The 24,550-nt window shown below is 59.0% G+C and carries 20 protein-coding genes; 8 read left to right on the top strand and 12 right to left on the bottom strand.

What is annotated here, in order from left to right:
• Nucleotides 1-341: 341 nt before the first annotated feature.
• Both NTD80_RS04935 and argF read right to left on the bottom strand, forming a co-directional pair.
• Entirely contained in the window at nt 342-1,451 is a 1,110-nt protein-coding gene (locus NTD80_RS04935; protein WP_120447738.1) for an ABC transporter ATP-binding protein, read from the bottom strand.
• Nucleotides 1,448-2,368: an ornithine carbamoyltransferase gene (argF, locus tag NTD80_RS04930; protein WP_262132399.1), complete on the bottom strand. Its 921-nt coding sequence runs from the start codon at nt 2,366-2,368 to the stop codon at nt 1,448-1,450. The genes NTD80_RS04935 and argF overlap by 4 nt, the downstream gene beginning before the upstream one ends.
• A 433-nt stretch (nt 2,369-2,801) precedes the next feature.
• Here argF and NTD80_RS04925 point away from each other — a divergent pair, with 433 nt between their 5' ends.
• Both NTD80_RS04925 and grxD read left to right on the top strand, forming a co-directional pair.
• The gene (locus tag NTD80_RS04925) at nt 2,802-4,910 is read left to right on the top strand and encodes a molybdopterin oxidoreductase family protein (protein ID WP_262132398.1); all 2,109 of its coding nucleotides are present in this window, start codon (nt 2,802-2,804) and stop codon (nt 4,908-4,910) included.
• Nucleotides 4,911-4,996: 86 nt separating this feature from the next.
• Nucleotides 4,997-5,335, top strand: a complete 339-nt coding sequence (gene grxD / locus NTD80_RS04920) for a Grx4 family monothiol glutaredoxin (RefSeq protein WP_262132397.1) — start codon at nt 4,997-4,999, stop codon at nt 5,333-5,335.
• 77 nt (nt 5,336-5,412) lie between these two features.
• Here the strand turns inward: grxD and bfr are convergent, their stop codons facing one another.
• Both bfr and NTD80_RS04910 read right to left on the bottom strand, forming a co-directional pair.
• Nucleotides 5,413-5,883, bottom strand: a complete 471-nt coding sequence (gene bfr / locus NTD80_RS04915) for a bacterioferritin (protein WP_012722487.1) — start codon at nt 5,881-5,883, stop codon at nt 5,413-5,415.
• A 201-nt stretch (nt 5,884-6,084) separates the two neighbouring features.
• On the bottom strand, nt 6,085-6,303 hold the full coding sequence (locus tag NTD80_RS04910) for a bacterioferritin-associated ferredoxin (protein WP_078740971.1): 219 nt from the start codon (nt 6,301-6,303) through the stop codon (nt 6,085-6,087).
• 244 nt (nt 6,304-6,547) lie between these two features.
• Between NTD80_RS04910 and NTD80_RS04905 the strand changes: the two genes are divergently transcribed.
• Complete coding sequence (locus NTD80_RS04905; protein WP_003172097.1) at nt 6,548-7,150, top strand: peroxiredoxin; 603 nt, start codon at nt 6,548-6,550, stop codon at nt 7,148-7,150.
• Between the two features lie 1,220 nt (nt 7,151-8,370).
• Here NTD80_RS04905 and rnt read toward each other — a convergent pair.
• Entirely contained in the window at nt 8,371-9,042 is a 672-nt protein-coding gene (gene rnt, locus NTD80_RS04900) for a ribonuclease T (RefSeq protein WP_010564138.1), read from the bottom strand.
• On the bottom strand, nt 9,039-10,085 hold the full coding sequence (gene pyrC, locus NTD80_RS04895) for a dihydroorotase (protein WP_106805015.1): 1,047 nt from the start codon (nt 10,083-10,085) through the stop codon (nt 9,039-9,041). The genes rnt and pyrC overlap by 4 nt, the downstream gene beginning before the upstream one ends.
• Before the next feature lie 156 nt (nt 10,086-10,241).
• Here pyrC and NTD80_RS04890 point away from each other — a divergent pair, with 156 nt between their 5' ends.
• From NTD80_RS04890 to NTD80_RS04880, 3 genes are all read left to right on the top strand, one after another.
• On the top strand, nt 10,242-11,150 hold the full coding sequence (locus NTD80_RS04890) for a flagellar protein MotY (RefSeq protein WP_262132396.1): 909 nt from the start codon (nt 10,242-10,244) through the stop codon (nt 11,148-11,150).
• Between the two features lie 141 nt (nt 11,151-11,291).
• Entirely contained in the window at nt 11,292-12,509 is a 1,218-nt protein-coding gene (locus NTD80_RS04885; protein ID WP_007938916.1) for an argininosuccinate synthase, read from the top strand.
• A gap of 614 nt (nt 12,510-13,123) precedes the next feature.
• Nucleotides 13,124-13,756: a response regulator transcription factor gene (locus NTD80_RS04880; protein WP_017844627.1), complete on the top strand. Its 633-nt coding sequence runs from the start codon at nt 13,124-13,126 to the stop codon at nt 13,754-13,756.
• Nucleotides 13,757-13,829: 73 nt separating this feature from the next.
• Here NTD80_RS04880 and NTD80_RS04875 read toward each other — a convergent pair whose 3' ends face one another.
• The 4 genes from NTD80_RS04875 to metG all read right to left on the bottom strand — a co-directional run bounded on the left by NTD80_RS04875 (nt 13,830) and on the right by metG (nt 18,485).
• Nucleotides 13,830-14,012: a PA3496 family putative envelope integrity protein gene (locus NTD80_RS04875; protein WP_028619066.1), complete on the bottom strand. Its 183-nt coding sequence runs from the start codon at nt 14,010-14,012 to the stop codon at nt 13,830-13,832.
• A gap of 107 nt (nt 14,013-14,119) precedes the next feature.
• Entirely contained in the window at nt 14,120-14,758 is a 639-nt protein-coding gene (gene nth / locus NTD80_RS04870; RefSeq protein WP_065906761.1) for an endonuclease III, read from the bottom strand.
• A 128-nt stretch (nt 14,759-14,886) separates the two neighbouring features.
• Nucleotides 14,887-16,050, bottom strand: a complete 1,164-nt coding sequence (rsxB, locus tag NTD80_RS04865; protein ID WP_262132395.1) for an electron transport complex subunit RsxB — start codon at nt 16,048-16,050, stop codon at nt 14,887-14,889.
• Between the two features lie 383 nt (nt 16,051-16,433).
• Nucleotides 16,434-18,485 carry a methionine--tRNA ligase gene (gene metG / locus NTD80_RS04860; RefSeq protein WP_120447742.1) on the bottom strand — a complete coding sequence of 684 codons (2,052 nt, stop codon included), beginning with the start codon at nt 18,483-18,485 and terminating at the stop codon, nt 16,434-16,436.
• Between the two features lie 172 nt (nt 18,486-18,657).
• On the opposite strand from metG, the gene apbC reads away from it, so the two are divergent.
• Nucleotides 18,658-19,752: an iron-sulfur cluster carrier protein ApbC gene (gene apbC, locus NTD80_RS04855; protein WP_065906755.1), complete on the top strand. Its 1,095-nt coding sequence runs from the start codon at nt 18,658-18,660 to the stop codon at nt 19,750-19,752.
• A 498-nt stretch (nt 19,753-20,250) separates the two neighbouring features.
• Here apbC and fdxA read toward each other — a convergent pair whose 3' ends face one another.
• Both fdxA and mutS read right to left on the bottom strand, forming a co-directional pair.
• Nucleotides 20,251-20,574 carry a ferredoxin FdxA gene (gene fdxA, locus NTD80_RS04850; protein ID WP_003208688.1) on the bottom strand — a complete coding sequence of 108 codons (324 nt, stop codon included), beginning with the start codon at nt 20,572-20,574 and terminating at the stop codon, nt 20,251-20,253.
• Nucleotides 20,575-20,716: 142 nt separating this feature from the next.
• Nucleotides 20,717-23,296 (bottom strand): DNA mismatch repair protein MutS, encoded by a 2,580-nt coding sequence (mutS, locus tag NTD80_RS04845; RefSeq protein WP_262132401.1) that lies wholly within the window; start codon nt 23,294-23,296, stop codon nt 20,717-20,719.
• A gap of 260 nt (nt 23,297-23,556) precedes the next feature.
• On the opposite strand from mutS, the gene NTD80_RS04840 reads away from it, so the two are divergent.
• Nucleotides 23,557-24,186: a hypothetical protein gene (locus NTD80_RS04840; RefSeq protein ID WP_262132394.1), complete on the top strand. Its 630-nt coding sequence runs from the start codon at nt 23,557-23,559 to the stop codon at nt 24,184-24,186.
• The last annotated feature ends 364 nt before the right edge of the window (nt 24,187-24,550 follow it).

The following is a 24,550-nucleotide window of genomic DNA, read 5'->3' as shown; positions in this document are numbered from 1 at the left end:
GGCCTGATCTCAGGCCAGTGCAGATCCAATGTGGGAGCGGGCTTGCCCGCGAAAGCGGTGTGGCAGTCAAAGATGCAGTGACTGATGAAGCGCATTCGCGAGCAAGCCCGCTCCCACATTTCGATGGGGTTTTGTCAGTTCGTTGGGCTGTAAAGGCGGGAGCGATTCGTCGAACATACCCCAAGCCAAGTTCGCGCTAATAGGCCCGGCCTGATCTCAGGCCAATGCAGATCCAATGTGGGAGCGGGCTTGCCCGCGAAAGCGGTGTGACAGTCAAAGATGCAGTGACTGATGTAGCGCATTCGCGAGCAAGCCCGCTCCCACATTTCGATAGGATTGCGTCAGTTCGCCGGGCTATAACGCCGCACACCGGATTCGGCATGCGGAATCTGCGCGGCAGTGCTGCCCGAGGCCTGGAACAACACCAGGTGTTCTGCCGCGACACGGATACCCACATCCGCGCCAACCTGGTGATCCGCATGGCTGGGGAAGATCGACTCCAGCTGCGCGCCCGTTGGCAATTGCAGGCGGTACAGGGTTGAGGCGCCCAGGAAGGTCTTGCCGACGATCCGCGCTTTGAGTGCGCTGTCCGGCGCATAGACGATGTCGTCCGGACGCAGCAGCACGTCCACTGCGCCACCGGTAGGCCAGGTATAGGCACGATTGCCTCGCAGGTCGCCCAGTTCGGTGCTGACCGATTCCGGCGAACTGAGCTGGCCACGGATGAAATAGCCCTGGCCAATAAAGCTGGCGACATACGGCGTCTGCGGCTCGTGGTAGAGGTTGTAGGGCGTGTCCCACTGCTCCAGCCGACCCTCTTTAAACACGCCCACCTGATCACTCACCGCGAAGGCTTCTTCCTGGTCATGGGTGACCAGAATCGCACTGGTGCCGCGTGCCTTGAGGATGTCACGAACTTCGTGGCTCAGCTTACGCCGCAGTTCGCCATCGAGGTTGGAGAAGGGTTCATCGAGCAACAACAGCTGCGGTTCCGGCGCCAAGGCGCGGGCCAGGGCCACCCGTTGTTGCTGGCCGCCGGAAAGCTCGTGGGGAAAGCGTTTGCCGAGGTTCTTCAGGTTCACCAGTTCCAGCAGTTCGGCGACCACGCGGTCTTTTTGCGGGTGCTTGCGAATGCCGAAGGCGATGTTGTCCGCCACGCTGAGGTGCGGAAACAGCGCGTAGTCCTGAAACACCATGCCGATGCGACGTTTCTCCGGAGCCAAGGTGAAGCCGGCACTGGAAATCACTTCGCCGGCCAGGCTGATTTCACCTTCATGCACCGGCTCGAACCCGGCGATCGCCCGCAGGGTAGTGGTTTTGCCGCAGCCCGAGGAGCCGAGCAGGCACCCGATGTCGCCGGCATTGAGGTGCAGGTTGAGGTTCTGCACCACACGTTGATCTTGATAGCCGCATGCCAGATTGCGCAGGTTCAGCAGTAATGGCTGGCTCATGCGTGGTGGTACGCCGGCTCGACGAGGAACTCGAGCAGGGCCTTCTGTGCGTGCAGGCGGTTTTCTGCCTGGTCCCAGGCCACGGAGCGCGGGTCGTCGAGCAGGTCGAGGCTGATTTCCTCGCCACGGTGGGCCGGCAGGCAGTGCATGAACAGCACATCTGGCGCAGCCTGGTCGAGCAGGGCGCGGGTAACCTGGAAGGGCGCAAACAGCGCCAGGCGCTTGGCGGTTTCGTCCTCCTGGCCCATGGAGATCCAGACGTCGGTGCTCACCAGGTGGGCGCCGATCACCGCCTCGCGCGGATCACGCACCACGGTCACGCGGTCGCCGGCCTGTTCGAGGAAACGTGCGTCAGGCTCGTAGCCTTCCGGGCAGGCAATGCGCAGCTGGAAATCGAATTGGATCGCCGCTTCTATATAGCTGTTGCACATGTTATTGCCGTCGCCGATCCAGGCCACGGTCTTGCCCTGGATCGAGCCGCGGTGTTCGAGGAAGGTCTGCATGTCGGCCAGCAACTGGCACGGGTGCAGATCATCGGACAGGCCATTGATCACCGGCACGCGCGAGTTGGCAGCGAATTCGGTCAAGGTGCTGTGGGCAAAGGTACGGATCATCACCGCATCAAGCATGCGCGACATGACGATGGCGCAATCGCTGATCGGCTCGCCACGGCCCAGTTGGGTGTCGCGCGGCGACAGGAAGATGGCCTGGCCACCCAGCTGGATCATGCCGGCTTCGAAAGACAAGCGGGTGCGGGTCGACGACTTCTCGAAAATCATGCCGAGCACGCGGTTTTTCAAAGGCTCGAACAGTACGCCGCGGTTACGCAGGTCTTTAAGCTCAATGCCTCGACGGATCACGCTGACCAGCTCTTCGGGCGTGCAATCCATCAGGGAGAGAAAGTGCCTTGCGCTCATCATTAACTACCTTTTTGCAACAGACCGCAGATACTCAAAGCCTTGTTTATTGTGACAACGGGCGAGACCTGCGGCGAAAGCCGCACGGGGCGACGAAATAGGGGAAGGCGCGATCTTATAATTAAATGTCGCGTCTTACCAATAGGGCTACGGTTTTTAAGGGTGTTCAAGCAGGGCGCCGGAGCGCGTTTGAAGACGGTTTCCTGACAGCAGCGGGCCATTTGTACACTGGCGCCGCAGCCTTTTGCAATGCGCGGGGACGCGCCCAGGCCAAGCTGCGTCGGTTTTGGCGGCTATGTGGGAAGTTTCTGAAACATTTGCTCACGTATACCCATGCCCGGGCCTGATGCCGGCCGATTCACGGGACGAACGTTACTGGTCGCTGTGCCTGGCGCGGCCCATAGTGCAGCCATCCCCAATAAAGAGACTGGCCATGACCAAGACTCTCCATCACCGTGCCTGCCACCTGTGCGAAGCCATCTGCGGCCTGACCCTGGAAACCACCCAGGCCGACGACGGCAGCCTGGCGATCACTTCGATCAAGGGCGACGCGCTGGATACGTTCAGCCGTGGGCATATCTGCCCCAAGGCCGTTGCGCTGCAGGATATCCAGAATGATCCGGACCGCCTGCACCAGCCGATGCGGCGCGTGGGCAGCGAATGGCAGTCGATCTCGTGGGAAGAAGCCTTTGCGCTTGTAGCCGAACGGCTGGCGGGCATTCAGGCGCGTCACGGGCAAAACGCGGTGGCGGTGTATCAAGGCAACCCGAGCGTGCATAACTACGGGCTGATGACCCATAGCAACTACTTCCTTGGCCAACTGAAGACACGCAACCGGTTTTCCGCAACCTCGGTGGACCAGTTGCCCCACCACCTCACCAGCCACTTGATGTACGGACACGGGCTGTTGTTGCCGATCCCGGACATCGACCACACCGACTTCATGCTGATCCTGGGCGGCAACCCGCTGGCGTCGAATGGCAGCATCATGACCGTCCCCGATGTGGAGAAGCGCCTCAAGGCCATCCAGACGCGGGGCGGCAAAGTGGTGGTGGTCGATCCTCGGCGCAGCGAGACAGCGGCAATGGCTGACCAGCACCTGTTCGTGCGCCCGGGAGGGGATGCCGCGTTGTTGTTCGGGGTGCTCAACACGCTGTTTACCGAAAACCTGACCCGCGCCAGCCATCTGCCGGTTGAAGGCCTGGAGGAGGTGCGCCAGGCCATCGCCGGCTTTACCGCTGAGGCCATGAGCGGTCAATGTGCGGTGCCGGCTGAGCAGATTCGCCAGCTGGCGCGGGACTTTGCAGGCGCCGACAAGGCGGTGTGCTACGGGCGCATGGGCGTCTCGACCCAGGCGTTTGGCACGCTGTGCCATTGGCTGGTGCAGTTGATCAACCTGGTGACCGGCAACCTGGACCGCGTCGGCGGCGCCTTGTGCACCACGCCGGCGGTGGACTTGGTCGCGTCCACCGGCGGCGGGCATTTCAATCGCTGGCAGAGCCGGGTCTCCGGACGACCGGAGTACGGTGGCGAGTTGCCGGTGTCGGCCCTCGCCGAGGAAATGCTCACTGAAGGTGAAGGACAAATCCGCGCGCTGGTGACCGTGGCCGGCAACCCCGTGTTGTCGACGCCCAATGGTCGTCAGCTTGAACAGGCCCTGGATGGCCTGGAGTTCATGGTCAGTATCGACCTGTATATCAACGAGACCACGCGCTATGCCGACCTGATCCTGCCGTCCACCTCAGCGCTGGAAAACGATCATTACGACACCACCTTCAACATGTTTGCGGTGCGTAACGTCACCCGCTTCAATCGCGCAATCCTGCCCAAGCCTGCGGGCGCGCTGCATGACTGGGAGATTTTTGTCGGGCTGGCTCAAGCGTTTGCGGCGCACACCGGCGCTGCGCTCAAGCCCACCATGCCGCCAGCGCAGATGATCGATTTCGGGCTGCGGGCCGGGGCCTATGGTGATGCGTCCGGGTACAAGTTGTCGGTAGCGATGCTCGCCGAGCATCCCCATGGCGTGGATCTGGGCCCGCTCAAGCCCAACCTCGCCGCGCGTCTGAAAACCGCTGATGGCAAGGTGCGCGCGGCGCCGGCGGTGATCCTCGCGGACCTGGCGCGTTTTGCCGCGCAGCCGGTGCCGGTGGCTGACGAATTGTTGCTGATCGGTCGGCGCCATGTGCGCAGCAACAATTCCTGGATGCACAACTATCACCGGCTGGTGAAGGGCAAGCCTCGGCACCAGTTGCTGATGCATCCGGACGACCTGAGCCGTCGGCAGTTGAGTGCTGGCCAGCGGGTGCGTGTGAGTTCGCGCATCGGCATGATCGAGGTCGAGGTGGTGGCCAGCCTGGACATGATGCCCGGCGTGGTCAGCCTGCCTCACGGCTGGGGCCATGGCCGCCCCGGCGTGCAGATGACCATCGCCAGCAGCCAGCCGGGCGCGAGCGCGAACGACTTGACTGACGAACGGCAATTGGACGAATTGTCCGGCAACGCCGCGTTGAACGGGGTGCCGGTGCAGGTTGCAGCCGCTTAAGGAGCCTGAGCACCACGCTGGGATTTTGCGTTACAATGCGCCACCGTGCCGACCTGTGAGTCGCAAAGTTCCAGCCGAGGTGTTCCATGGATATCATCGAAACGATCAAAGAGCAGATTGCCAACAACACCATTCTGCTTTACATGAAGGGCGCTCCGAACGCTCCCCAGTGCGGTTTCTCCGCGAAGGCGTCCCAGGCCATCATGGCGTGCGGCGAGAAGTTCGCTTACGTGGATATCCTGCAAAACCCTGAAATCCGCGCCAACCTGCCGAAGTACGCCAACTGGCCTACTTTCCCACAACTGTGGGTTGCCGGTGAGCTGGTCGGCGGTAGCGACATCATCGTCGAAATGGCCGCTGATGGTTCGCTGCAGGCGCTGATCAAAAAAGCCGCGGAAAACGCTGCAGCCAAGACCGACGCTTGATTCTCGAAATCATCGGTTAATAAAAAGCCCCGCTTCTCATAAGAGAGCGGGGCTTTTTTGTACCTGTCGCCTAGGGCTTATTCACCCATCTGCGATTGCAGGTAGTTCTCCAGGCTGACTTTGTCGATCAGGCCCAGTTGGGTCTCCAGCCAGTCGATATGTTCTTCCTGGTCTTCCAGGATATCTTCCAGCAGTTCTCGGCTGCCGAAGTCACCCTTGGTCTCACAGTGCGCAATGGCGGCCTTGAGGTCGCTGTGGCTCTTGCGTTCAAAGCCCAGGTCGCTGCTGATCATTTCCTGGGTGTGCTCACCGATGTTGAGCTTACCCAGGTCCTGCACGTTCGGCAGGCCTTCGAGGAACAGGATGCGCTTGATCAGCGCGTCGGCATCCTTCATGGCTTTGATGGATTCTTTGTATTCACGCTTGCCGAGCTTTTCCAGGCCCCAATCGTCATACATGCGCGCATGCAGAAAGTACTGATTGATCGCGACCAGTTCATTGGCAAGGATTTTGTTGAGTTGCTGGATGACTGAGATGTCGCCTTTCATGACTGGGGTCCTGCCCTGTAATAGCTGTGTATAAGGCGGAGTTTGAGCGGCGAAATCCCTAGTGTCAAACCTAAGTTATTGAATAATAAATGAAAATTAATCGGAATAAGAATGTTTGTGTTCCGCGTCTTGACGCTAACTAATTGAATTGCAGGCATAAAAAAACCGGACACTAAGTCCGGTTCTTTAAAACACGCGTATTTAGGCGTGTGTAAATTCTGCTGTGTAGGGGAGCGCGGCCTGGGCTGTCTGCAGCTGCGTCAGGGTTTCCCGTACCACTTGCTTGGCGAGGCAAGCACATTTTCCGCACTGGCTGGCAACGCCGGTGGTTTCACGTACTTCCTTGTAGCTGCAGCAACCTTCGTAGATTGCTTCGCGGATTTGTCCGTCGGTGACGCCAGTACACAGGCACACATACATAAGGGAGAACCGTCGCGGGTTTAAGGCTTAAGTGCGATGGATCTTAATGTTAACGAGAATGATTGTCAAAGTAGATTCGTAGGGTATTCGCAGGCATTGCGCACGCACTGACGAACGGTTTTTTCAGTGTATGATGCTCGGTCTTCACGAAGCGTGACTGCGTCACGGGCCTGTCGCTTGAATGCGGCAGACTTGAGGCCGGTCCTTTTACTTCAATCGTCACCCTACTATCAGGAGATAACCAATGAGCGTACTCGTCGGCAAACAAGCCCCGGATTTCGACGTACCTGCCGTCCTCGGCAATGGCGAAATCGTTGACAGCTTCAAACTGTCTGAAGCCATCAAAGGCAAATACGGCCTGGTATTCTTCTACCCGCTGGACTTTACCTTCGTCTGCCCTTCGGAGCTGATCGCTCTGGACCACCGCATGGACGATTTCAAGGCGCGCAACGTAGAAGTGGTTGCCGTTTCCATCGACTCCCATTTCACCCACAACGCATGGCGCAACACTGCCATCAATGATGGCGGCATCGGCAAAGTCAAATACACCATGGCTGCCGACATGAAGCACGACATTGCCAAGGCCTACGACGTTGAGTCCGAAGGCGGCGTGGCTTTCCGTGGCGCGTTCCTGATCGACGACAAGGGCGTTGTACGTTCCCAGATCATCAACGACCTGCCGCTGGGTCGTAACATGGAAGAGCTGATCCGCCTGGTCGACGCTCTGCAATTCCACGAAGAGCACGGCGAAGTCTGCCCTGCCAACTGGAAAAAAGGCGACAAAGGCATGAACGCTTCGCCAGAAGGCGTTGCGGCTTACCTGACCGAGAACGCTGGCAAGCTGTAAGCCAGTTTCACGGTAAAAAAACCGGCCTGAGAAGGCCGGTTTTTTTATGCGCGGGATTCAGCCGTGTGACTGGCTTTGAGTCGCGAGTGCGCTGCTCGTGGTCAGGAGGCCTCTTGTGGCAAGCCTGCTCACCACAACAGCGCAACCAAATGACCACAGCAGGGCAAGCAGGCTGTGGTGAGTAGGCTTCCTGTTGTGCACAAGCCTCTCGTGGTGAGGAGGCTTCTTGTGGCGAGCAGGCTTGTCCTGCGTTGGGCTGCGCAGCGGCCCCAAAACCAGACACCGCGGTTTACCTGATAAATCCTGTAGATGCCTATGGGGCTGCTACGCAGCCCAACGCAGGGCAAGCCTGCTCACCACAACAGCGCAGCCAAATTACCGCATCAAGGCAAGCAGGCTGTGGTGAGTAGGCTCCACGTGGGGAACAAGCTTCTTGTATTGAATAGGTTTCTTGTGGGGAACAAGCCTCTCGTGGTGAGCAGGCTTCTTGTGGCGAGCAGGCTTGCCCTGCGTTGGGCTGCGCAGCGGCCCCAAAACCAGACACTGCGGTTTACCTGATAAACCCTGTGGATGCGTATGGGGCTGCTACGCAGCCCAACGCAGGGCAAGCCTGCTCACCACAACAGCGCAGCCAAATGGCCGCATCAAGGCAAGCAGGCTTTGGTGAGTAGGCTCCACGTGGGGAACAAGCTTCTTGTATTGAATAGGCTTCGTGTGGGAAACAAGCCTCTCATGGTGAGCAGGCTTCTTGTGGCGAGCAGGCTTGTCCTGCGTTGGGCTGCGCAGCGGCCCCAAAACCAGACACCGCGGTTTACCTGATAAACCCTGTTGGTGCCAATGGGGCTGCTACGCAGCCCAACGCAGGGCAAGCCTGCTCACCACAACAGAGCAGCCAGATTGCCGCATCAAGGCAAGCAGGCTGTGGTGAGTAGGCTCCACGTGGGGAACAAGCTTCTTGTATTGAATAGGCTTCTTGTGGGGAACAAGCCTCTCGTGGTGAGGAGACTTTTTGTGGCGAGCAGGCTTGTCCTGCGTTGGGCTGCGCAGCAGCCCCAAAACCAGACACCGCGGTTTACCTGATAAATCCTGTGGGTGCCTATGGGGCTGCTACGCAGCCCAACGCAGGGCAAGCCTGCTCACCACAACAGCGCAGCCACATTACTACCTCAGGGCAAACCGGCTTGCCACATCAGGGCAAGCAGGTCACCACAACCGCTCCGTCAGTCGTTGAAGTCTTCCCAGCCGCCCATCTGCTTCCAACGGTTGACGATGCCGCAGAACAGCTCGGCCGTCTTCTCGGTGTCGTAGCGCGCCGAGTGGGCTTCGCGTCCGTCAAAGTCGATACCGGCTGCCTGGCAGGCTTTCGCCAGTACGGTCTGGCCATACGCCAGGCCTGCGAGGGTGGCGGTGTCGAAGCTGGAGAAGGGGTGGAACGGGTTACGCTTCATATCGAGGCGCGCCACGGCAGCATTCAGGAAACCCAGGTCAAAGCTGCTGTTGTGGCCTACCAGGATTGCGCGTTTGCAGCCATTAGCCTTCAACGCCTTGCGCACGCCACGGAAAATATCGGTCAGCGCCGCTTCTTCACTCACCGCCATGCGCAGTGGGTGATCGAGCTTGATCCCGGTGAATTCCAGGGCTGCTGCTTCGATATTGGCGCCTTCGAACGGCTCGACGCGAAAGAAGTGGGTGTGCTCCGGGAACACAAAACCCTGTTCATCCATGCCGATGGTGGTGGCGGCGATTTCCAGCAAGGCGTCGGTGGCGCAATTGAAACCACCAGTCTCTACGTCGATAACGACCGGCAGATAACCGCGAAACCGCTCGGCCATCGGGTGACGGGAGCCGCCACCACTGTGCTCGTGTTCGTCATCGTAATGGTCTTCACTCACTTGCTTTCCTCCAGCAGGCGCCAGCGCAGTGTTTCACCGGCGCGCAGCGGGATAACAGTCAGCTCGCCAAACGGCAGGCTGGCAGGGGCGGTCCAGTCTTCACGGACCAGGGTAATGCGGTCGGTGTTCGCCGGCAGGCCGTAGAAACGCGGGCCGTTGAGGCTGGCGAAACCTTCGAGCTTGTCCAGGGCGTTGCGTTGTTCAAACGCTTCGGCATACAACTCGATGGCGGCATACGCGGTGTAGCAGCCGGCACAGCCACACGCGGCTTCCTTGGCGTGTTGGGCATGGGGCGCGGAGTCGGTGCCGAGGAAGAACTTCGGATTACCGCTGGTCGCTGCATCCAGCAGGGCGACCTGATGGGTGTTGCGCTTGAGAATCGGCAGGCAATAGAAATGCGGCCGAATCCCGCCCACCAGCATGTGGTTGCGGTTGTAGAGCAGGTGATGCGCAGTGATGGTCGCGCCCACATTGGCCGAAGCCTCAGTGACGAACTGCACCGCATCGGCCGTGGTGATGTGTTCGAACACCACCTTCAGGGTCGGGAACAGCTCGACCACGCGGCGCATGTGCTCGTCGATGAAGATCTTCTCGCGATCGAACACGTCGACATCACCACGGGTCACTTCGCCGTGGATCAGCAGCGGCATGCCGACTTCCGCCATGGCTTCGATGGCCGGCAGGATCTTGTCGATACTGGTCACGCCGGAATCGGAGTTGGTGGTCGCGCCCGCCGGGTACAGCTTGGCGGCGTGCACGAAACCGCTGGCCTTGGCCTGGCGAATCTCTTCAGGCTGGGTGCGGTCGGTGAGATAGAGCACCATCAACGGTTCAAAGCGGCTGCCGGCCGGCCGCGCAGCGAGGATACGCTGGCGATAGGCGTCGGCTTCAGCGGCGTTGCGCACCGGAGGTACCAGGTTGGGCATGATGATGGCGCGGCCAAACGTGCGCGCTACATCGGCCACGGTTTGAGGCAACGCAGCACCATCGCGAAGATGAATATGCCAGTCGTCGGGACGCAGCAGGGTCAGGCGGTCGGACATTGGGGATTCCAGGCGGGTCAATCTGGTGGGAATGCTACCGGAAAAGACTCTTGCAGGCACTCGCTATCAAGTTTTGCCGGATGCAACCGATAGCCCTAGGTATGCCTTAACGATGTATGACGCTTTGAAGTGTTGTAGAAACCAGTGGAGCCTTCCGTGCGCCAGCATTACCTAGCCCTGCTCAGTGTGTTCGCCAGCCTGCCTGCGATGGCCCTCACGTTCCAGACACGTCTGGAGAACATTGAGTGGAAGGTGGAAGGCGATCAGTTCGAGTGCCGCCTGACCCAGCCAATCACTGATTTCGGCTCGGGTGAGTTCGTGCGCCGGGCTGGCGAGCAGGCAACATTTCGTCTGAAAGCCTACAGCGGCGCGCTGGGCGCGGGCTCTGCCACGTTGCTGGCGGCGGCTGCCCCTTGGCAACCGGGCCGGGGCGATATCAACCTCGGGGCGGTGCGGGCAGGCAGTGGCGATGTACTCTTCAACAGCTCTCAGGCCCAGGCCGGGCGCTTGTTCACCGGTTTGCTGGAAGGACGTAGCCCGACCGTGCGGCATTACGGGCGCGAAGGCGGCTATTCGGAAATTCGCCTGTTGCCGGTGAAATTCAACAAGGCCTACAACGACTATCAGTTGTGTACCACCAAGTTGCTGCCGATGAATTACGATCAGGTCAAGCAGACCGAAGTCGGTTTCCCCGGTGGCGGCATCGAGCTGGATGCGGCTGCGAAGAAAAAACTGTCGGTGATTCTTGCGTTCATGAAGGCCGACCCCACCGTCAACCATATCGAGTTGAACGGGCATTCGGACAACAGTGGCAATCGCCTCACCAACCGCGATGTCTCGCGCCGCCGCGCGTTGGCGGTGATGGATTACTTCAAGGCCAATGGTATCCAGGAGTCGCAGATCACCATGCGTTTCCACGGCGAAAGCTATCCCTTGGCACCCAACACCAATGCGGCCAACCGGGCGCGCAACCGCCGCGTGAATATTCAGCTGGAGCGCGGGGCCGCTCCCGAGAAGCCGGCGCCCCAGGCTACTGCGCCGAGCAACCCGGCACACACATCATAAGCCCGTCCCTGTGATGCGACCATCGGTCGCTCACTCGACATAATCTGTCGCTTTATCTTCATTTGCTGTCGCGCCTCTGTAAATTCACGGTTTTGGTCGGTAGAATCGACGGCTTTCCGTACAACCCCGTGGAGTGATGGCATGGCCGACGTAAACAAGGTCGTTCTCGCGTATTCCGGCGGCCTGGACACTTCGGTGATCCTCAAGTGGCTGCAGGATACTTATAACTGTGAAGTGGTGACCTTCACCGCTGACCTGGGTCAGGGCGAAGAGGTCGAACCTGCACGTGCCAAGGCGCAAGCCATGGGCGTGAAAGAGATCTACATTGACGACCTGCGCGAAGAATTCGTCCGCGATTTCGTCTTCCCGATGTTTCGCGCCAACACCGTCTACGAAGGCGAGTACCTGCTGGGTACTTCCATCGCACGTCCGCTGATCGCCAAGCGCCTGATTGAAATCGCCAACGAAACCGGCGCCGACGCCATTTCCCATGGCGCTACCGGCAAGGGCAACGACCAGGTGCGCTTCGAATTGGGCGCCTACGCCCTCAAGCCAGGCGTCAAAGTGATTGCCCCTTGGCGTGAGTGGGACCTGCTGTCGCGTGAAAAGCTGATGGATTACGCTGAAAAGCATGCGATCCCGATCGAGCGTCACGGCAAGAAGAAGTCCCCGTACTCGATGGATGCCAACCTGCTGCACATCTCCTATGAAGGCGGCGTGCTGGAAGACACCTGGACCGAGCACGAAGAAGACATGTGGCGTTGGACCGTCTCCCCGGAGAACGCACCCGACAAGCCGCAATACCTGGAACTGACCTACCGCAACGGCGACATCGTCGCACTGGACGGCGTCGAAATGACCCCGGCCACCGTGCTGGCGACCTTGAACCGTATCGGTGGTGAACACGGTATCGGCCGTCTCGACATCGTCGAGAACCGCTACGTGGGCATGAAGTCCCGTGGCTGCTACGAAACCCCAGGCGGCACCATCATGCTGCGCGCCCACCGCGCCATCGAGTCGATCACCCTGGACCGCGAAGTCGCTCACCTCAAAGACGAGCTGATGCCCAAGTACGCCAGCCTGATCTACACCGGCTACTGGTGGAGCCCAGAGCGTCTGATGCTGCAGCAGATGATCGACGCTTCCCAGGCCCACGTGAATGGTGTGGTGCGCCTGAAGCTGTACAAGGGCAACGTGATCGTCACCGGGCGCAAGTCCGATGAGTCGCTGTTCGATGCCAATATCGCCACCTTCGAAGAAGATGGCGGCGCCTACAACCAGGCGGACGCTGCGGGCTTCATCAAGTTGAACGCACTGCGCATGCGCATTGCGGCCAACAAGGGTCGCAAGTTGTTCTGAGTGTCAGACGCGTTGTGAGAATGGCCCCTTTATCAAGGGGCCATTTTTTTTGCCTGTCGATTAAGCAATACAGTCTCATGTTTATAAATGTTTAAAGTTGCCGAGCTGTTAAGGGATAAAATTTTCATTCTGAATATTTATTGTCGATTTTCTTGGGGGGGCGAATTATTTACATCTGACTAGGAACTATGTCCTACAGAAAATTCACACATGTAAGTGTGTTCTGACTAAGTGCTTATGAAAGTTCTGTAGGAGATTTTGAGTGTAAATGGATATGTCAAATGGAACTGAGCGCAGCGGCCGCTTTTCGCCGGCCTGCGTATGCCTGCGCCGCAAGCAAGGGATATTTCCTGAAGGTTGCGTGCGCCGCGTTTACCCCAACCCCCTTATTGGTTGGATATTTCATTCAAAATATGTGCGACACAGGAAAGGTCTGAAAGGCCACATAAATCTCGACACATCCGAGTTAGCGTTTTTTTGTAGGTTAATTCCGAAGTGGTTGTGGGTTGGGTCTCTGGTTGCTCTAACTTGGGGGTGAATGCTATGCCAACTAGGAAACGACTAGGCTATTGTGTTTGCTCTGAATAATTCGAACAGCGAAATTGGACTTTCTCATGAATAAAGTGCTGATCGTGGATGATCATCCCGTCATTCGTCTTGCTGTGCGTATGCTAATGGAGCGTCATGGTTATGAGGTCGTTGCCGAGACCGATAACGGTGTCGATGCGTTGCAACTTGCGCGCGAGCATATGCCGGACATTGTCATACTGGATATTGGAATTCCCAAGCTCGACGGCCTGGAAGTCATTTGCCGACTGTCGTCCACCAAGCAGGCCACGCCGTTCAAGGTGCTGGTGCTGACGTCGCAGGCCCCCGGCCATTTCTCGATGCGCTGCATGCAGGCGGGGGCTGCCGGCTATGTGTGCAAGCAGCAGGATCTGACCGAGTTGCTGAGTGCCATAAAAGCGGTGCTCTCGGGCTACAGCTATTTCCCCAACCAGGCGCTGAACTCGGTGCGCTCCACCATGGGCAACGCCAGCGAGGCTGACATGGTCGAGCGCCTTTCCGGTCGCGAGATGATGGTGTTGCAACAGTTGGCCCGAGGCAAAACCAACAAGGAGATCGCCGACGGCATGTTCCTCAGCAACAAGACCGTCAGCACCTACAAGACACGCTTGCTGCTCAAACTCAATGCACGGTCGCTGGTGGACCTGATCGAGTTGGCCCAACGCAACGGTCTGGTATAGGGCCGCTGTCAATCCAGGTGTGCCGGCACAAAAAAGCCTCCGTAAAGGAGGCTTCCGGCCGTTACAGGCTCTATCAGAGGTCGAAGTCGTAGTCGGCCAACTGTTTTTGCAAGCGTCGCTCTTCCAGAAGATTGTCGATGGTGCGGCGTTTGCTCAGATTGGTCTTGGCCACCTCTGCCACAGGTGCTTCTGCCCCATCGTCATCCGACTCAACGAGGTCGTCTTCCACTTCCAGTTGTTCTTTGCCAGTGCTCATAAGGTTAACTCCGGGCTAAGACTGCCGTTGGCGCTCCTTATAACGATATTCCATGAGCGGGTAAAAAAGATTTTTTCAATCGACTGATCGAGAAAATCAATGATTGCTCAATCGTCGGAGGTTTTTTCCTTGTATTCGCACAGGTCTTCGATCCGACAGCTGCCGCAGCGAGGCTTGCGCGCCTGGCAAACGTAGCGCCCATGCAGGATCAACCAGTGATGGGAGTCGAGCAAATAGGGCTTGGGGACAAATTTCATCAACTGCTTTTCGACTTCCACCACATTCTTGCCACGGGCAATCCCGGTGCGGTTGCTGACCCGAAATATATGCGTGTCCACGGCCATGGTCAGTTGTCGGAATGCGGTGTTGAGCACCACGTTGGCGGTTTTACGGCCCACTCCCGGCAGCGCTTCAAGGGCTTCGCGGGTTTGCGGCACTTCGCTGCCGTGCAGTTCGACCAGCAGGCGGCAGGTTTCGATCACGTTCTTGGCCTTGCTGTTGTACAGGCCAATCGTCTTGATGTATTCCGATAACCCTTCCACCCCAAGGGCGTAGATCGCCTCGGGTGTGTTCGCCACCGGATACAGCTTCGCCGTAGCCTTGTTGACGCCAACGTCCGTGGATTGGGCCGAGAGGATCACCGCAATCAGCAACTCGAACGGCGTGGTGTAGGCCAGCTCGGTCTTGGGTTCCGGATTGTCTTCGTGAAGCCTGCGAAAAATTTCCAGGCGTTTTGCGGCGTTCATGGGGCGGTGGGTTCCTTGCAAACGGTCGACATCAGTATGAAAAGTGAATCCAGGCTTGGGGCCCGCGGGCGATGACCCGAGCAGGATAAACCATCGCCACGGCGCGCGGCAGCGTCGCCTGCAGTGGGTCAAGCGCCGACGTGAGTGTCCACGCAGTGCTGCGCTTGCTCCAGCGCGTGTTGTGCGGCTTTGAGTTGATCGGCACTGACGCCTGGTTGGCGTTGTAACTTGGCGACATCGGCTCGAGCATAGGCCAGCGCCGTTTTCAGCTGCCGCAGTTGGGCGTCGATCGGACGTTTTTCCACGCGCTGTAAATCGGGCCGGGGCTGCTCACTGTCAGTCTCGGCGTCATGCAAGGCTTGCTCGGCGCTGGACAGCGCAGCGCTCAAGGTCGCCAGTTGCTGCTCGTCAGCGTTCAGGTCCTGAGCCTTTTTCAATTCGGCGCGGCGCATCGCCAATTGGATTTTTGCGCGTTTGAGCGCAGGGTCTTTTTGCGCGGGCGGCGCCGCTCGCTCGGTGACCTCCAGGGCCGCCAGCGCCTGCTCCGCCGCTTCGAACTGCTGCTGCAGGACGATCAATTGCGACTGCTGCTCAAAGGTCGGCGGGTGGCCGAATGCCTTCAAGGATTTGTGCAGTTGCGCGCGGCTCATGGCGAGCGTGATCTTGGCCTTCTTGATCGCGGCGTCTTGTGCTGCCTGAGCGGCATCGGGTGGCGTGGGGACCTCTGGTGCGGCGCGGTGGGCCCGTGCCAGGCGTTCAGCGAGCTTGAAGGCTTCTTCCCGTTGCAGGCGTGCGTTGCGTTGTTCAAAGCGCCGCCGCGCGCGATCGCGTTTCAGGCCGCGTTCATGACGCTGGGACTCATTGGTCGCCAAGCCGCCCACAATCGGCAACACGTTGGCCGTCGGGCGTATCTCAATGCAGTCGACAGGGCAGGGCGCGACACACAGGTCGCAACCGGTGCACTCATCGACGATAACGGTGTGCATCAACTTGGCGGCGCCGACAATCGCGTCCACCGGGCAGGCCTGGATGCATTTGGTGCAGCCGATGCATTCTGCCTCGCGGATGTAGGCAACCTGCGCCGGGGCTTCGCCACGGCTGGTGTCCAGTTCCAGCGCTGGCACACGCAGCAAGAGCGCCAGGCCGGCGATGGTTTCCTGCCCACCGGGCGGACATTTGTTGATCGCCTCACCACGCGCGATGCCCTCGGCGTAAGGCTTGCAACCCGGGTGCCCGCACTTGCCGCATTGGGTTTGCGGCAGCAGCGCGTCGATACGTTGAATCAGATTCATGGAGTAATCATTGGCATGCCGGTTGGACAAACGGAGCGTTTAGCTAAAAGCTGCAAGCTGCAAGCTGCAAGCTACAAGCTGGCTCGTGGCTCTTAGCTTGAAGCTTGAAGCTTGAAGCTTGTGGCTTAAAGCTTATGGAAGGCTGTTGTGGTGAGCGGGCTTGCCCCGCGTTGGGCTGCGAAGCAGCCCCATCAGGGCTGCTGCATTCCTACAGACAGAACCGGGTGCCTGGTTCAGGGCCGCTACGCGCCCCAACGCGGGGCAAGCCCGCTCGCCACAACAAGCCCAGCTCACTACATCAAGCCCAGCTGCCATAACAAGACCCGCTCACTACAACAAGCCTGGCCAACCGCACCAGGCTCGCTCACTAAAGGCCTAGACGCTTACTTGATACGCTGGCCTGGCTTGGCGCCGCTGTCGGGGCTCAGCAGGTAGATCTCTTCGCCGCCAGGGCCGGCTGCCATCACCATGCCTTCAGAGATGCCGAACTTCATTTTCCGTGGCTTGAGGTTGGCGATCATCATGGTCAGGCGACCATCGAGCTTCGACGGGTCTGGATAAGCGCTCTTGATCCCGGAGAACACGTTGCGTCGCTCGTCACCGATATCCAGGGTCAGGCGCAGCAGTTTGTCGGCCCCTTCCACGGCTTCGGCCTTGACGATCAGGGCAACACGCAGGTCAACAGCGGCAAAGGCGTCGAAATCGATCTCCGGGGAGAGCGGGTCCTTGGCCAGTTCGCCGTTGCCAGCCGGAGCCGATTCGCCGGTGTCGGTCTGGCTGGCGACCAGGTCTTCCTTGGACGCGTCGGTCATGGCCTGCACCTTGACCGGGTCGATACGGGTCATCAGCGGCTTGAACTCGTTCAACTGATGGTTGCTGAGCAAGGTGGCGTGGTCGTTCCAGGTCAGTGGTGCGACATTGAGGAACGCCTCGGCGTCGGCGGCCAGCAATGGCAGGACCGGCTTGAGGAAGATCACCAACTGGCGGAACAGGTTGACGCCTGTGGCGCAGATCGCCTGGACTTCAGCCTGCTTGCCTTCCTGCTTGTTCAGCGACCACGGCGCCTTGTCGGCAATCCAGGCGTTGGCGCGGTCGGCCAGGCCCATGATTTCGCGCATGGCGCGGGCAAAGTCGCGCGCCTCGTAGGCGTCGGCGATGCTGGGCGCAGCCGCCAGGAACGCTTCGGTCAGTTCCGGCGCGGCGTTCTCGGCCACCAGCAGACCGGCGTTGCCCTTGTGGATAAAGCCGGCGCAACGGCTGGCGATGTTGACGACTTTGCCCACGAGGTCCGAGTTGACCTTCTGTACGAAGTCTTCCAGGTTCAGGTCCAGGTCGTCGACGCCACGGCCCAGCTTGGAGGCATAGTAGTAACGCAGGTATTCCGGCGACAGGTGGTCCAGGTAGGTGCGCGCCTTGATAAAGGTGCCACGGGACTTGGACATCTTCTGGCCGTTGACGGTCAGGTAGCCGTGCACGGCGATGCCGGTTGGCTTGCGGTAGCCCGAACCTTCGAGCATCGCTGGCCAGAACAGCGCGTGGAAATTGACGATGTCCTTGCCGATGAAGTGGTACAGCTCGGCCTTGGAATCCTTGTTCCAGAACGCATCGAAGTCCAGCTCCGGCGTACGGTCGCAGAGGTTCTTGAAGCTGGCCATGTAGCCGATCGGCGCGTCCAGCCACACGTAGAAATACTTGCCCGGCTCACCGGGAATCTCGAAGCCGAAGTACGGCGCATCGCGGGAGATGTCCCACTGTTGCAGGCCGGCATCCAGCCATTCGGCGATCTTGTTCGCCACGGCGTCCTGCAGGGTGCCGCTGCGGGTCCAGGTTTGCAGCATCTGCTGGAAATCCGGCAGCTTGAAGAAGAAGTGCTGGGAGTCCTTGAGCACCGGGGTGGCGCCGGAGATGGCCGACTTCGGATCCTTCAAGTCGGTCGGTGCGTAGGTGGCACCGCATTTCTCGCAGTTGTCGCCGTACTGGTCTTCAGTGCCGCATTTCGGGCAGGTGCCCTTGATGAAGCGGTCGGCCAGGAACATTTTCTTTTCCGGGTCGAAATACTGCGTGATCGAGCGCGTGGCAATGTGCCCGGCATCTTTCAAGCGCAGGTAGATCTGGCTCGACAGCTCGCGGTTTTCTTCGGAGTGGGTCGAGTGAAAGTTGTCGAAATCAACCAGGAACTCGGCAAAGTCGGCGCTGTGTTCAGCCTGCACATTGGCGATCAGTTGTTCCGGGGTGATCCCTTCCTTTTCGGCGCGCAGCATGATGGCCGAACCGTGGGCGTCGTCCGCGCAGACATAAATGCATTGATTGCCGCGATGCTTCTGGAAGCGCACCCACATATCGGTCTGGATGTACTCAAGCATATGGCCAAGATGGATGGAACCATTGGCATAGGGCAGGGCGCTGGTGACGAGGATCTTGCGTGGCTCGGACATGGGGCTCGGCTACTTGATGAAACGGAGGTCGGCCACTATAAAGCGCCGGGAAATTTATTTCACCCCGTGCTGCTGTTTCAGAATCTTCCTTGCCCGCGAAAGCATGCCGCAACGACGCTGGAACGGTTAGGATAGCCGCCTGTTTCAGTCAGTCTTTTTTCGGGAGTTGCCCATGAGCGCCGTCAATCGCGCAGCGGTGGAAGCCGTTCTTCGCCAGTACACCGACCCCTATTTGAACCAGGACCCGGTCAGTGCCGGCTGTGTACGCGCCATCGAGGTCCAGGGGGGCCAGGTGTCCGTCCAGATGGAGCTGGGCTATGCCGCCGGGCTGTTCAAGAGCGGCTGGGCGCAGATGCTGCAAATGGCCATTGAAGGCCTCGACGGCGTGAGTTCGGCCAAGGTCGACATCCAATGCGTGATCGCCCCGCACAAGGCCCAGGCACAGATCCCGGGCCTGGCCAACGTCAAGAACGTGGTGGCGGTGGCATCCGGCAAGGGCGGCGTGGGCAAATCCACCACCGCCGCCAACCTGGCCCTGGCGCTGGCCCGTGAAGGCGCGCGCGTAGGCATCCTCGACGCGGATATCTACGGCCCGAGCCAGGGCGTGATGTTCGGCATTGCCGAAGGCACGCGGCCCAAGGTCAAGGATCAGAAGTGGTTTGTGCCGATCGAGTCGCTGGGCGTCGAAGTGATGTCCATGGCCTTTCTCACCGATGACAACACGCCGATGGTCTGGCGTGGGCCGATGGTCTCCGGCGCGCTGCTGCAGTTGGTCACGCAGACCGCCTGGGGCGACCTGGATTACCTGGTGATCGATATGCCACCAGGCACCGGTGATATCCAGCTGACCCTGGCGCAGAAAGTCCCGGTGGCCGGGTCGGTGATCGTCACCACGCCTCAGGACCTGGCGTTGCTCGACGCGAAAAAAGGCGTGGAGATGTTCCGCAAGGTCAACATCCCGGTGCTGGGCGTCGTGGAAAACATGGCGGTGCATATCTGTTCCAACTGCGGGCACGCCGAGCATTTGTTCGGCGAGGGCGGTGGCGAGAAACTGGCCACCCAGTACGGCGTCGAGCTGCTGGCCTCGTTGCCGCTGTCGATGGTCATTCGTGAGCAGGCCGACGGCGGCAAACCGACCGTGGCCGCCGAGCCGGACGGCCAAATCGCCATGATCTATCAGGAACTGGCCCGCCATGTAGGCGCGCGGATCGTCCTTCAGGAAGCGGCGGCGCCGGCAATGCCGACGATAACGGTCAGCGACGACTGAGCGGATTGAAAGGAAAAAGCCTCGACGGTGTCGGGGCTTTTTCTTGCCTGCAAATCACCCCAAGGTCTCCAATGACACTTTTTCGCAATTGCGCTTGTAAGCATTCACTTACTTTTTCGTAAGTGTTTGGGTTTTTTCCCTGGGGGTAGAGGTCTCGAGTGCTGGAAAGACTTTTCTATCTTGTTGAAATATAACAATTATCTGTGTGGGCATTGGCGTTGACATCTGTCAGTCGGCTCGTTGCATCCCGTTGAACTTCCCAGGGAACTCTCTAACATCAGCCCTGTGTCCACGGATTGACACAGCCATCAAGGAACGATGGTTTGAGGGAACGTCGCAGGATGCGATTCATCAGGACGATGAAAAGGAATACAGGGACTAGGGAAAAAATGTGGGCGGGTCATACCGCCCCTTTTTTTTGCCTGCAGGAAAGTGAATCCCTTCATCCAGAAACGCAAAAAGGCCCGCAAGGGGCCTTTTTAGAGGGCGGCGACGCTATCAGCGTTCGAGGTCTGCAATCTTACCTTTCTTGCCATCCCACTCTGCCGCATCCGGCATCGGGTCTTTACGTTCGGTGATGTTCGGCCAGATTTCCGCCAGCTCGACGTTCAACTGAATAAATTCCTGCATCTCTGCCGGGACTTCGTCCTCGGAGAAAATGGCGACGGCCGGGCATTCAGGTTCACACAGGGCGCAGTCAATGCACTCGTCCGGGTGGATGACCAGGAAGTTCGGGCCTTCGTAGAAGCAGTCCACCGGACACACTTCTACGCAGTCGGTGTACTTGCACTTGATGCAGTTGTCGGTGACGACGAAGGTCATTTCTAATTTTCTCCTCAGGCGGCGGCAGCGAAACCCTTTGTGGCAGGGCTCGCGAGGTTCGGGAGCGATAGTCTGCGGACCAGGCTAAAAGCCCGCAGCATCCCAAACCGCGCGAGAGTCTACCAGCTTGCAAGCGTCTGCGTTATATCCGAGTCTTAAGTGCATATAACATTTCGAGCGCTTTTCGCGGCGTCAAGTCATCCAGGTCAAGTTTAGCCAACTCGTCCAGCACGGGGTGGGGCAGGCTGGCAAACAGATCGCTCTGGTGTGGCGCGCTGGCTTTTTTGCTGGCTTTGGCCGGGCTTGCCACCGGAAGCTCGTGGGGCAGTGCAGTTTCTTCCAGGCGGCTCAGGTGCTCGCGGGCACGGGTGATCACCTCCGTGGGGACACCGGCCAGTTGCGCCACGGCCAGGCCGTAACTCTGGCTCGCCGGCCCAGGCAGCACGTGGTGCAGGAACACGATGCGCTCGTTGTGCTCGGTGGCATTGAGGTGCACGTTGGCCACCAGCGGCTCGTTTTCCGGCAGTACGGTCAGCTCGAAATAGTGCGTGGCAAACAGCGTATAGGCGCGCAGATGCGCCAAACGCTCGGCTGCAGCCCAGGCCAGGGACAGGCCGTCGAAGGTGCTGGTGCCGCGACCCACTTCGTCCATCAGCACCAGGCTGCGTTCGGTGGCGTTGTGCAGGATGTTGGCGGTCTCGCTCATTTCCACCATAAAGGTCGAACGGCCACCGGCCAGGTCATCGCTGGAGCCAATCCGCGTGAAGATGCGATCCACCAGCGACAATTCGCAACTGGCCGCCGGCACAAAGCTGCCGATGTGTGCGAGCAGCACGATCAAAGCGGTCTGACGCATGTAGGTGGATTTACCGCCCATGTTCGGACCCGTGATCACCAGCATGCGGGTATCGTCATCCAGCGACAGGTCGTTGGCGACGAATGGCGTGGTCAATACCTGCTCTACAACCGGGTGGCGACCTTGCACGATGCGCATGCAGGGCTCGCTGACAAAACGCGGGCAGTTCAGGTCGAGGTTCAGCGCGCGTTCGGCGAGGTTGCTCAGTACGTCCAGTTCCGCCAGGGCGGCTGCCGTGTCCTGCAGCGGCGCCAGTTGGCTGATGAGGTCTTCAAGCAGGTTTTCATAGAGCATCTTTTCCCGAGCCAGGGCGCGGCTCTTGGCCGAAAGTGCCTTGTCTTCGAATTCTTTCAGCTCAGGGGTGATAAAGCGCTCGGCACCTTTGAGGGTCTGGCGGCGCTGGTAGTCGATCGGCGCCGACTCGGCCTGCTTGCTTGGCAACTCGATAAAGTAGCCATGCACGCGGTTGTAGCCGACTTTAAGGTTGGCCAGGCCAGTGCGGGCCTTTTCGCGGGCTTCCAGGTCGATCAGGAATTGCCCGGCGTTTTCGCTCAGGGCCTGGAGTTCGTCCAGCTCGCTGTCGTAACCGGTCTTCAATACGCCGCCGTCACGGATGATTGCCGGCGGGTTGTCGATGATCGCCTTTTCCAGCAACGCCGCCAGTTCCGGGTAGGTACCGGCGGTGACGGCCAGTTGCTGCAGGTGCGGCGTGTCCAATTCGGTCATCGCCGCTTGCAACTGCGGCAGGGCGCCGAGTGCATCGCGCAGGCGCGCCAGGTCACGCGGCCGCGCGTTGCGCAGGCCGATCCGTGCCAGGATGCGTTCGATATCGCCAATTTCCTTCAGCTGTGGCTGCAGTTTTTCAAAGCGATAGCGGTCGAGCAGGCAGGTAATAGAGGTCTGGCGCGCTTGCAGCACGCTCAAATCGCGCAGCGGACGGTTCAGCCAACGGGTCAGCAAGCGGCTGCCCATGGCGGTCTGGCAACGGTCGACCACCGATTGCAGGGTGTTATCACGCCCGCCTGACAGGTTGGTGTCCAGTTCCAGGTTGCGACGGCTCGCGCCATCGAGCACCACGGTATCGTCCAGACGCTCATGACGCAGGCTGCGCAAGTGCGGCAGGGCGGTGCGCTGGGTTTCCTTGGCATAACTGAGCAGGCAACCGGCAGCGCCGATGGCCAGGGTCAGGGTTTCGCAACCGAAGCCCTTGAGGTCCTGCACCGAGAACTGCTGGCACAGACTTTTCAGCGCCGAGTCACGCTCGAAATCCCACGGCGCACGGCGTTTTGTCCCACGGCGTTTTTCCGCCGGCAGATCCTTCGGCCAATCATCCGGGATCAACAATTCCACCGGATTGATACGCTCCAACTCCGCCAGCAGGTTCTCCCAACCCTTGATCTCCAGCACGCTGAAGTTGCCGCTGGTGATGTCCAGTACCGACAGGCCGAACAGACGCTCGTCGCCCAATACCGCCGCGATCAGGTTGTCGCGACGCTCATCCAGCAGCGCCTCATCACTCACCGTCCCCGGCGTGATAATGCGCACCACCTGGCGTTCAACCGGGCCTTTACTCGTCGCGGGATCGCCGATCTGCTCACAGATCACCACCGACTCGCCCAGCTTCACCAGCTTGACCAGGTAGCCTTCCAACGAGTGGTAAGGAATCCCGCACATCGGAATCGACTGCCCCGCCGACTGCCCACGCGCGGTCAGGGTGATATCCAGCAGCTTGGCAGCCTTCTTCGCGTCTTCGTAGAAGATCTCGTAGAAGTCGCCCATGCGATAGAACATCAACTGATCAGGGTGCTGGTTTTTCAGGCGCCAGTACTGCTGCATCATCGGGGTGTGGGAGGACAGATCGGAAATTACTTTATTCATCAGTGGCTTGCGGTCTATTAGGCTCGTGGTGTGGGGCAGATTTGGGGCATTGCGCTATGACAAACCCTAGAGTTAGATGTGGTCATATATTCATCGAAGCGTACCACGCGATGTGCCTGCTTCAGTGCATGGTTTGTATTTTGTGATGGGACGGATGAGCGTTCGTCGGTTCATTTTGATATCACATTGATAGTGTTTCACCTGGCTGGTAACATCTCGCGCCGAAATCGATCAAGCGAGGGATAGCATTGGAGGCGAATATTGGAGTAGAACTGCCGAGCGTTGAGGATACTCGCGCGAAGCTGAAGCTTGAGCTTCAAGATCAAATTTCAGCTGAGACAGTCAATCCGATCATTGACGTTCTCAACAAGGCATCCGAGGGTGACTTGATTGAGATTCATCTGCGTCACAACGCTGGTGGAAATGTGGATCGAATGGTAGCGCTGATTGAAGCGCTGGACCAAACATCTGCTAAAGTTGAGATCACCTTCAGCCGATATGTGATGAGTGCAGCAGCTACCTTGTGGCTCTGGTTTTTTCTGCGTGAATCGCATAATGTCACGTCGCTCTACCCGAAAAAGAAGGGTGTAGTGATGTACCACAGACCACGTCGGCAGAGAGGCGGCTATCTTTGTTTCTGTAGTGAGATGGAAGATGCCCATCCTCTGAAAGCGCCAATGCAAGAAAAGTTGAAGATTTTTGACGACCTGTTCGAGGAATTATTTGTGCGTATGTGCTCTATTTACGCTCAGCAGGAGTCGCAAGAAACGTTGGCTTTCAACCTCATCGTTGAGGATGAAAAGCTTAGCTACCGCCATTCCATGGATCGAATGCGCGAAGCCTATTATGGGAACCAAGACTGCCTGATACCGGTCTAGAACTATCTGAAAGGAAATCGAAGGGTGGGGATGATGACTATCAAATCGCTACGTGACCTCAAGCCTATCTCTGATGAGCAACGCCACGCTAATGCCGCGAAGACTCGACAAAGCTTGGAGTCTTATAAGCGCGCAGCTAAGGATATACAGGAGATTTGTGCCACCAACGGGTGGGTGGAGCCTGTGATCGTAGCTCAGCAGTGATGCTGCATTGATTAAAAACCCTGCATTCGCAGGGTTTTTTATGCTCGTGAATTGACAAATTAATTGACAGTTCGATATTATAAAAAGATCCTGGTCTTGTCTTCCTATAGGCTCTCCTAGGTGGGCCGCCCCGCCAACCCCCGCGGGCCCCCCACGCGAG

The sequence above is a fragment of the Pseudomonas sp. 13B_2.1_Bac1 genome (assembly GCF_025466155.1).
GTDB classification, from domain to species: Bacteria; Pseudomonadota; Gammaproteobacteria; order Pseudomonadales; family Pseudomonadaceae; genus Aquipseudomonas; species Aquipseudomonas aylmerensis.
Note: the sequence above shows the minus strand (reverse complement) of the source record. Positions and strands in the feature narration are given on the sequence as shown.